This is a genomic window from Robertkochia flava, from assembly GCF_020166515.1.
Lineage (GTDB): Bacteria > Bacteroidota > Bacteroidia > Flavobacteriales > Flavobacteriaceae > Robertkochia > Robertkochia flava.
The window spans coordinates 238,962-249,992 of sequence record NZ_JAINZT010000007.1; the positions used below are offsets into that span (position 1 = coordinate 238,962).

Annotated in this window: 1 protein-coding gene; it reads left to right on the top strand. The window is 46.1% G+C overall.

The features are described from left to right. Positions 1–176: 176 nt before the first annotated feature. Entirely contained in the window at positions 177–10,868 is a 10,692-nt protein-coding gene (locus K7R11_RS15110) for a PKD domain-containing protein (protein ID WP_317196481.1), read from the top strand. Positions 10,869–11,031: the final 163 nt, after the last annotated feature.

Here is an 11,031-nt window from a genome sequence, read left to right on the forward strand (position 1 = left end):
GTGCAGGGATAAGGGAATGCACTAAAGTAGTTAGTCGATTTTTAGAATTCTTTAACGATATGTAAAACACTGAATAGCAATAGTTTAAGACCTTTATGTAAGCTTTCTCCCATGCCTGTTACTGCCCCGTAATTAATGACAACCACCAACCATTAATATAAATAAACCGGGATTAAATGGCGTTAAAGTTACTTCCTTCAGTACATCGATTTTCAGGCAATCTTAAACTTTCTAATTTTCACATCAGCATCCTGTTTTTGGTATGTGTATTCCTCATATCCGCCCGGGGTAAGGCTCAAACCGTAAGTTTTGGGGAAACAGGACTTGTGGGAGAGGGGCTTACAAAGCCAACTTCTCTTGCTTTTGGGCCGAACAATAAATTATATGTATCCCAACAGAATGGAATAATCTGGGAGCTGACAGTAGTAAGGGATGATGCCAGTGCGGGTTCCGGAACTTACACCGTAATAGAACAGAAATCTATTTCAACCGTTAAAAATTTTACTCCTAATCACAACGATGATGGTACAATAAATAGTACCACGACGCGTCAGATTACAGGAATTTTAGTTACCGGAACTGCATCCAATCCTGTATTGTATGTCACTTCTTCCGACTGGCGAATAGGTGGTGGCGGTGATCTGGGAGATGACAGGAATCTTGATACTAATTCCGGAGTGCTCTCAAGATTGGTATGGAACGGGCAAAATTGGATAAAAACCGATCTTGTAAGAGGGTTGCCCCGGTGCGAGGAAAATCATTCTACAAATGGATTGGAGATGTTCTCTAAGGGGGGCGAAGATTTTCTTTTAGTTCAGCAAGGGGGGAATACCAATATGGGGGCCCCCTCCAATAATTTTGCAGGAGCAACAGAGACTTTTCTCTCCGGTGCCTTGCTGATTATTAACCTGAGCCAGCTCGAGCAAATGGAAAATGCAAATGGGGGACCTTACATTGATCCGCGAACCGGAACTGCTTATGTGTATGACCTCCCTACCCTGAACGATCCTGAGCGGGAAGATATCAATAATTCGGATCCGCGATTTCCCTATCCGCCGGGACATCCCATGCGTAATGCCACCATTGATGTAGGCGATCCCTTTGGAGGAAATAACGGAATTAATCAGGCCTTTCCGGAAGCAGGTGGTCCAGTACAGATTTTTGCACCCGGTTTTCGGAATGCTTATGATGTATTGATTAACGCTCAGGGGAGAATATATACCAGTGATAACGGGCCTAATTCTCCCTGGGGTGGTCCTCCATTGATTTATAACAATTCTGGAGTCCTAAAAGGTGACGATAGCAACGCTGCTTATAATCCCGGTGCCGGAGATTATGTAACTAATGAGTTTAATATCACTAATGGTGTTTCTCACGGAGACCAACTTCATTATATCGGCACGATTAATGACGTTAATGGAAATTATTATGGTGGACATCCTGCCCCGATCAGGGCCTTTCCTTCTAAGGCCGGTATTCTCAAATATGTTTATACCAGTGAAGGGTGGGTGAATTCCGGAGCTTATTCGCTTGGTAATTTACTACAGGGGGTCTCCGGATATTTTAACGGATCTTTCGGTCTTGCAGATTTCCCTGACGATCAAAGACAGGGGAATTACACAACCGATGATATTTCCAATCCGGATCTGAACATACTTGATATCGTAGGGTCTTCCACTAACGGAATATGTGAATATACTGCCTCCAATTTCGAGGGGGCCATGCAAGGTGATCTTTTAACTGCTACATTTTCATCTACGGGAAAAATTAACCGGTATAAACTGGATGCCAGTGGAACCTCTGTGGTCTTTAAGAATAATTCATTTCTCAGTGGTTTTGGAAGCCAGCCACTTGATGTGATCGCCCAGGGTGATAATGACCCGTTTCCGGGTACCATTTGGGCGGTAACCTATGGCGCTAATAATATCACCATCTTTGAGCCATCGGACTTTATCAGTTGCTTATTACCCGGAGACCCCGGATATGATGCGGCATTAGATTATGATAATGACGGTTTCACTAATGGTGATGAGGAGGCTAACGGTACCAATCCATGTTCTGCCGGTAGTCAGCCGAACGATTTTGATAATGATGGGATTTCAGACCTGACAGATCCTGATGATGATAATGATGGTATTCCTGATAAGGAAGATCCTTTTGCTATAGACCCTGATAATGGTCTTTCCACAGCTTTACCTCTACAGTACCCATTTTGGAATAACGATCCCGGAACCGGATTCTTTGGTCTTGGGTTTACCGGGTTAATGATGGATCCCGGTTTTGCTACAGATTATCTCGATCAGTTCGATGAAACCAACTTGTCGTTTGGGGGTGCTGCTGGGAAGGCTTCCATTGATGAGACCAGCCAGGGGGATGCTTTGGGAGGTCAAAATGATCAGGATTATGGATTTCAGTTTGGTATTGATGTGGATATCAATTCTCCTCCCTTCACTATTCAATCAGGATTGGATACGCCCTTTAGCGGAATTCCTCCCCAGCCAGGGCAGGAATATGGGATTTACATAGGAACCGGGGATCAGGATAATTATTTGAAGCTGGTAATTATGGATGGCGTTAGCGGGGGAGATGCAGTAAGCGGTATTCGGATCTTGCTGGAGGAACAGGGAAATGTCACCTTGTCTGAAAAGTTCGACGTTCCCGGACTTCTGAATACAAATACGATAAATTTATATATCAGTGTAGATCCTTCTGCTAATCTGGCAACCTGTTATTATTCTCTTGATGGTGGGGGAACCATCAATTCTTTAGGTTCAGCAATCCCGATTCCCAATAGCTTTTTAGATCCAAACGACGCCCATGGCCTTGCCGTAGGAATAATCGCTACAAATGGAGGGGCGGCCACCTATCCTGCCACCTGGGATTACATCAATGTCACCCAGGATCAGCCAGGTATTTTGGAAGCAGTGCCATTAACTATGGATTACGGTAATGTTCTCATCAATGGGTCGGATAATGCTTTAAGCCTTGAACTGAACAACGGGGGGGGAGCAACAGACCCGCCGATTTCTGTCACTGCTCTCAACATCTCTGGTCCGGATAGCGAGCTTTTTACCTTTAATGCAAACCTGCCACAGGTGATCGGTTCGGGTGAAACCGGAATTATTCCGATAACGATAACTCCGGGGAGTATCCCGGGAGCAGTTTCTGCGAACCTCGAGGTTGTACATTCAGGGGTTAATAGTCCGCTACAAATAAGTTTGAAGGCAGAACAGGTGGAGGTATTGAATTCTACAGTAATCCGTATCAATTCCGGGGGGGCTCAGCAAAATTATTTAGGGAATGTATACGACGCAGACCAGTATTTTTCAGGAGGTAAGACCTATGCAAATTCGTCAGCCCAGGTTCCGGCGCTGTTTCAATCAGAACGCAGTGCCAAACCACCACAATTCGGGTATAATATCCCGGTACCTGATGGGGATTATACCGTAAACATGTATTTTGCCGAGATCTTTTGGGGCGCCACCGGAGGTGGAGCCGGGGGAACGGGATCGCGCGTATTCGATGTAACCCTGGAAGGAAACCTGGTATTGGATAATTTTGATATCTATGCGGAGGCAGGACCGGAAACTCCGGTGATGAAATCATTTGACCTTACCATCACAGACGGAGAAGTGAATATTTTCCTGGATGCTTCGTCGGCTGTGGGAGGAGCCGATCAACCAAAGATTTCAGCTATTGAGATTCTCAGTGCAGCAAATCTGAACCCCGTTGCTGTTATTGGTGCCTCTGTAACTTCGGGGCCTGCGCCCCTGACGGTAAATTTCACGGCATCCGATTCTCAGGATGATGATGGGATCGTATCTTATTTATGGGACTTTGGTGACGGCAACAGTTCTCAGGAGGAGAATCCTGTGCATATATACAATATTGAAGGCACGTACACGGTAACACTTACCGTGACAGATTCCAGAGGAGCTTCAGATACCGCAACCGCTGAGATACAGGTTGATCCTTCGTCCTCTAACTCAGGGTTCCAGCTAAGGATCAATTCCGGGGGGTCTACAACTACCTATGCCGGAAAGGCCTTCCTGGCCGATCAATATTTTATAGGAGGTAAAGTGTATACCAATACCGATGTAGCATTACCTGCATTATTCCAATCGGAACGCAGCGCAAATCCACCAACTTTTGAGTACCAGATTCCGGTGATCAATGGGCAGTACCAGGTTAACCTTTACTTTGCGGAGATCTATTTCGGTGCAACGGGAGGAGGTGCCGGCGGTTCCGGTCTGCGCGTATTTGATGTATCCCTGGAAGGTGCACTGGTATTGGATAACTACGACATATACGCTGAGGCCGGAGCGGAAACCCCTGTGATAAAAACCTTTACCACCCAGGTAAATGACCAATCGCTGGATCTTTATTTTTCAGCCCTTTCCCAGGACGGAGGCATAGACCAGCCTAAGATTGCAGCTATAGAAATTATTGGTATCGACGATGGAAGTTTTTTACCTATAACCATAGCCAACATTTCCAATCAAACCAATAATCCCGGGGAAATCGCTAGTCTGGCAGTAGCAGCATCCGGAGGAGATCCTAATGAAAACTTCACGTATGCTATTTCCGGCCAACCCGATGGGGTGGATATAGAACCTACCAACGGCCAGATTTATGGGGAAATTTTAAACTCGGCCCTTACAGGAGGTCCCCAGGGAAATGGGGTTCATAATGTTGTGGTTACCGTGACCAAACCCGGATCAGATCCGGCGCAGGAAAATTTTACATGGACCGTTTCAGAAGAAAACCTGGTTTGGAATGATAAAGCAGAGAACCTGTCCTATACGGCCCGCCATGAATGTGCTTTTGTTCAGTCGGGTGATAAATTCTATCTCTTCGGGGGTCGTGAGAGCCCATCCACAGTAGATGTATATGACTATTCCACCAATACCTGGATAAACAATGCCAATAGCGCTCCACAGGATTTTAATCACATTCAGGCAGTGGCCTATGATGGTCTGATCTGGGTAGTTACCGGTTTTAAGACCAATGCATATCCGAATGAGCAGAATATCGACAACATATGGGCATTTAATCCTGTTTCCAATACATGGTACCAGGGACCTGAGATACCCTCTGCACGAAAGAGAGGAAGTGCAGGAACAGTGCTTTATAATAATAAGATCTATGTTTTAGGGGGGAATACAAATGGGCATGACGGGGGGTATGTTCCCTATTTTGATGTATACGATCCTGCTACCGGAAGCTGGAATACCCTTGCCGATGCTCCCCGGGCGAGAGATCATTTTCATACTGCGGTGATCAACGGTAAATTATATGCAGCAGGAGGGAGGCTCTCCGGAGGAAATGGAGGTGTTTTTGGCCCGGTAATTCCCGAAGTTGATGTCTATGATTTTGCAACCAATACCTGGTCGACCTTGCCTGCTTCTCAGAATATTCCGACTCCAAGGGCTTCAACGGCTACCGTGGCATTCCAGGGGAAGTTATTCGTAATGGGGGGAGAAGCAGAATCTTCAACGGTATCTTCGGCTTACAATTTAACCGAGATCTATGATCCGGTAAGTAATACCTGGGAAACCGGTCCGGCTATGAATTACGGACGTCATGGTACCCAGGCCATCGTATCAGGACAAGGCATCCATATCACGGCAGGATCGCCCAACAGGGGAGGTGGAAAGCAAAAGAATATGGAGTATCTCAACGTTGATGCCCCGCAGGGAAACCCACTTAATGAGAGTGAATTACTGCTGCCCTCTGAGGTTACTTTTGCCCAGGGAGAGACTAAAATTGTGGACCTGAATGTGGGTAATGGTAATATGGGAATATGGCTCGAAAATATCACTACGGTCGGTGATGATGCTGACCAGTTCGTTGTGGAAACCACGCCTGTTTCCCATCGGTTACTGACCTCCGGATCGAGCTTTAACCTTACTTTGAAACATGCAGGAACAAAGGAAAATGCTAGTGTTCCCCTGGAAATCACCTACAACGGAGGGCAGGTGGCTACAGTTTTTCTCAATGTTGGTGCCACAGGACCTACCGCAGTTGCCGATGCCAGTGTGTTGACTGGTCCGGTGCCATTGGAAGTGAGTTTTACCGGAAGTAATTCTGTCCCCGGTGATAATCCGATTGCCAGTTATTCCTGGGATTTTGGAGATGGAAGCTTTTCAACAGCCGTAGATCCGGTCCATACTTATTCCGCTGCCGGTAATTATACGGTACTTTTGACCGTGACGGATGAATTGGGGTTAACTGACCAGACCAGTCTGCAAATATCGGCAGAAGCAACCGGTCCTGCCGGAGACTTCGTAGAAAGTTTTACCCTGATTAATGCAGATACCGATTCGGAGTTATTAACCCTTACCGAGGGACAAATTGTGGATATTGGTATAGTGGGTGGTGTAGGTTTAAATATCAGGGCAAATACGAATCCTTCGGTAGTAGGCAGTGTAATTCTGGATCTTCAGGGACCGCAAAGTAATAACAGGAAGGAGTCTGTTGCTCCATATACACTTTTTGGAGATTCTTCAGGGGATTATTTTTCTCAGGTGTTGCCCGAAGGGAATTATACCATAACAGCAACTCCGTATAGTGCATCGGGAGGTAACGGAGATCCCGGAACACCCCTAACCATAAACTTCAGTATCGGACAGCCTGTTGGAGCTTCAGGTCCAACAGCAGTAGTCTCATCTGATGTGGCTACAGGAGAAGCTCCGTTAGAAGTGAATTTCACTGGTAGCGGATCCTCTCCCGGAGATCATGCGATAGCCTCCTATGAATGGGATTTCGGGGATGGAGTAACCTCGGCAGAAACAGATCCTGTGCATACCTATGAATCACCAGGACAGTATACAGCAATCCTTACAGTAACTGATGTCCAGGGAAATGCAGATTCAGCATCTAAAACCATAGAGGTATTTTTAACCGGTACCTTTAATACGTATTATGTAAGTAATTCAGGGAACGACGCGAATTCGGGAACAGATCCATCCTCACCCTGGCAAACCCTGGATCAGGTAAACAGCTTTAGCTTTAAGGCCGGAGACACGATTTTATTGGAATCCGGAGGGGTCTTTAGCGGTGGTATCATTCTAAATGCTGACGATGGTTCCGACCCATTGATGCCAAATTTAATAAGTACTTATAACGGAAGTCAGCCGGCAACCATCGAGTCGGGCGACCTGACGGCGATACAGGTGGTAGATCGGGGGGCAATTGAAATAAAGAATTTAGTTTTAAAAGGGAGTGGTCCCAACCAGAATAGCGGATTCGGTATTCTGCTTTTAAACCAGCTGTCCGGCAACCAGAAACTTTCTCATGTACTTGTATCGAATTGCTCCGTTAGCGGTTTTGGAGAATCGGGGATTGCTATTGCCGGTGTTAATGATATCTCCGGATTTGAGGAAGTTACCCTTGAAAATCTAAAGGTATTTGACTGCCGGGATCGTGGAATTACATCAGTTGGGTTTTTTAGTCCTGATAAATTGGGATATTCTCATAGTAATATAACCGTGAATTCCTGTGAGGTCTTTAATATTACTGGCTATGACAAAGGCGAACACTCCGGAAATGGAATCGTGCTCTCGGATGTCCAAAATTCGGTCATAGCGTATTCCACGGTGTACAATTCAGGACAGGGTAACACCAATTGCGGAGGGCCCATGGGTATCTGGTATTACGATGCAGACCAGGTGGTCATTCAATACAATGAAGTTTACGGGATGAATGCCGGTAGAGGCTGTGACGGTGGCGGATTCGACCTGGACGGGGGAGTGACCAACGGAATCATTCAATACAATTATGCTCACGATAATCAGGGCCCAGGAATATTGATAGGTCAGTTTGAAAATTCAAGGACAATGGATAATATCCAGGTGAGATACAACATCCTTGAAAATGATGCCAAAGTCAACCTCGGAGCGATAACACTATTTAATGAAAACCCGGATAAAGCTCCACAGAACATAAGTATTTACAACAATACCGTATATCTTTCCGGGTCAGATGGAAGAACAGACCGTATGGCAGTTTTGGTTACCAACACTCCAAATAGCCTGGGCAGCGGAGTTAACTTCTACAATAATATTTTTGAAGTTCATGGAACCCCCGGACTGGTATCTGTTCCTTCCGGGTCTAATGTTGGATTCTTTGGTAACCTTTATTACGCACCTGATAATTTTACAATAGATTATCTGGGCACCACTTATGGAACACTTGATGCATTCAGAAACACGGGCAATGAGGTGCATAACGGTTCAGACCTGGGCATTACTGCCGACCCATTATTTGATGAACCCGGATCAGGGGTCACTATCGGTATAGGCAATGCACTGGAGAGTTTAACCGGATATAAATTCGGACCGGGTTCTCCGGCAGTAAATGCCGGGCTGGATCTTGAGCAGGATATAGCTCAGATCTCAAATACCGGTGGATTGGATTTTTATGGGAACGCAAACCTTGTTGGGAGCACTCAGGATGCAGGAGCATATGAATTTGAGACGGCAACCGCTGCAGGTCCTGTCGCAATTCTGTCATCAGATGTTACCCAGGGAGAAGCCCCCCTTGAGGTGAATTTTACAGGGAGTGGGTCTGTTCCCGGAGACAGCCCTATTGTAGCCTATAGTTGGGATTTCGGAGACGGGACAACAGCAACGACAGCAGATCCGACGCATACCTTTACTTCGGCAGGCAACTATACAGTGGTCCTTTCTGTAACCGACCAACAGGGGATTGAAGACACAGTAGAAACAGTTATAAATATAACTAACCCTGCACCGGAAGGAGATGCTGTCGTGAGCTTTACCCTGGTGAATGCAGATAATGATACGGATATATTTAACCTGACAGAAGGACAGATCCTTGATGTTAATGAGGTGGGTCAGCTGGGGTTGAATATTCGTGCAAATACGGATCCTCAGGTTGTGGGCAGCGTCATATTCGATCTTCAGGGGCCGGTGAGTACTGCGAAGACAGAATCGGTGGCTCCCTATGCCTTGTTCGGAGATTCATCCGGAAATTATTTTGCCCAAAACTTTCCGGAGGGGTCATACTCCCTTACCGCTACTCCGTATAGTGCTTCCAAAGGCGGGGGGACTGCAGGAACACCCCTTACCCTGAATTTCTCAATCGGAGCGGTTCCCGGAACAAACGGACCTACTGCTCAGGCACTATCCGACTTAATTACCGGAGAGTCGCCACTTCAGGTTTCCTTTACCGGAAGTGGATCCCTGGCCGGAGATGCTCCTATTTCCTCATACAGCTGGGATTTCGGGGACGGGAATACTTCTATGGAGGCAGACCCTGTACATACGTATTCCGCTGCGGGGACCTTCACTGCGGTACTTACCGTAACAGATGATCTCGGGCAACAGGATTCAGATCAGATTGTTATTACAGTTAATGATCCCGCTGTTACGGGACCAACAGCCGTAGCATCTGCAAACATCACCTCAGGAGAGGTTCCCCTCCAGGTTTCCTTTACCGGAAGTGGATCCCTGGCTGGAGATGCTCCATTCGCAGAATTCAGCTGGGATTTCGGGGACGGGAATACTTCTATGGAGGCAGACCCTGTACATACGTATTCCGCTGCGGGGACCTTCACTGCGGTACTTACCGTAACAGATGATCTCGGCCAACAGGATTCAGATCAGATTGTTATTACAGTTAATGACCCCGCTGTTACGGGACCAACAGCCGTGGTATCGGCAAACCTCACCTCAGGAGAAGTTCCCCTCGAGGTTTCCTTTACCGGTAGTGGATCCCTTGCCGGAGATACTCCAATTGTAGAATACAGCTGGGATTTTGGTGATGGCAATACCTCCTCTGAGGCAGACCCTGTTCATACCTATACTTCTGCAGGGACCTTCACTGCAGTGCTTACCGTAACAGATGGGCAAGGACTTTCCTCTTCTGATGAATTAATGATCACTACCACAGTTTCTAATGTTAACGGACCTGTTGCTGTAGCCGTATCAGATCTTGACACCGGGGAAGCACCTCTAACTATAAATTTCTCAGGTTCAGGTTCTCTTGCAGGAGATAACGCAATTACAGGTTATTCGTGGAATTTCGGGGATGGCAATTTTTCAGGATTAGCTGATCCAACACATACTTATGAGGTTCCGGGGAGCTATACAGCAGTACTTACTGTAACCGATGAATCCGGGTTAGATGATGTGGATCAGATCGATATTCTGGTTACAGACCCGGTTCAGGACATGATGGAAATTATCGGTTATACGCTGGTGAATGCAGAAACCGATACTGATATTCTTGATCTTACCGAAGGCCTGCAGATCGATGCTTCACAGTTTGCAACCAATTCGCTCAATATCCGGGCCAATCCGGGAACAGTAGCTGTAGGCAGCGTTGTGCTTACAATTTCAGGAGCGGTGAATTACAACCGTGTAGAGTCGGTGGCACCCTACGCCTTATTTGGAGATTCCAACGGGAATTATTTCGGACAGAGTATGCCGGCGGGTAACTATACCCTTACTGCAGTTCCATATGCACTCTCCGGAGCCGGGGGAGCACAAGGGAATTCACTGTCTCTTAATTTTAGCATTGTTCAGATTCAATCCAAGTTTGTTTCTTCAGCTAATGATGATGAAACACCCCTGCCTGAGACAACCAACATCATCATTTATCCCAATCCGGCAAGATCAGTTGTTCATATTTCAGGTTTGAAGCTGAGTCCTGGTATTACAGACGGGGAATTTGGGCTTTTTGATATGAATGGAAGGCGCATATTGAAATATACACCATCCGAGGTGTATAATGCAGGGTTGTATTCCATTCCCCTGGATGGAGTTCAAAATGGAAGTTATTTGCTGCGTTTTGTAAATGGGCAGGGAACTCTGTTCTCAAAACAGATTATTATAGGAAAATAACGCGATTTATAGGTATTAAAATATTCGTACTATTTATAGCACTGAACTATTCGGTAATTTTCTATGGAACGTAGTATTTGAGCTTTTAAACAACTATTATTCAATATATTAACGACAATAATTGTGGTACATCGATAAACCCGTTTTGAAGTTCATAATCTAC

Coding starts and splice junctions, on each gene's coding strand:
- K7R11_RS15110 (WP_317196481.1), top strand. CDS start 177: ATGGCGTTAAAGTTACTTCCTTCAGTACATCGATTTTCAGGCAATCTT.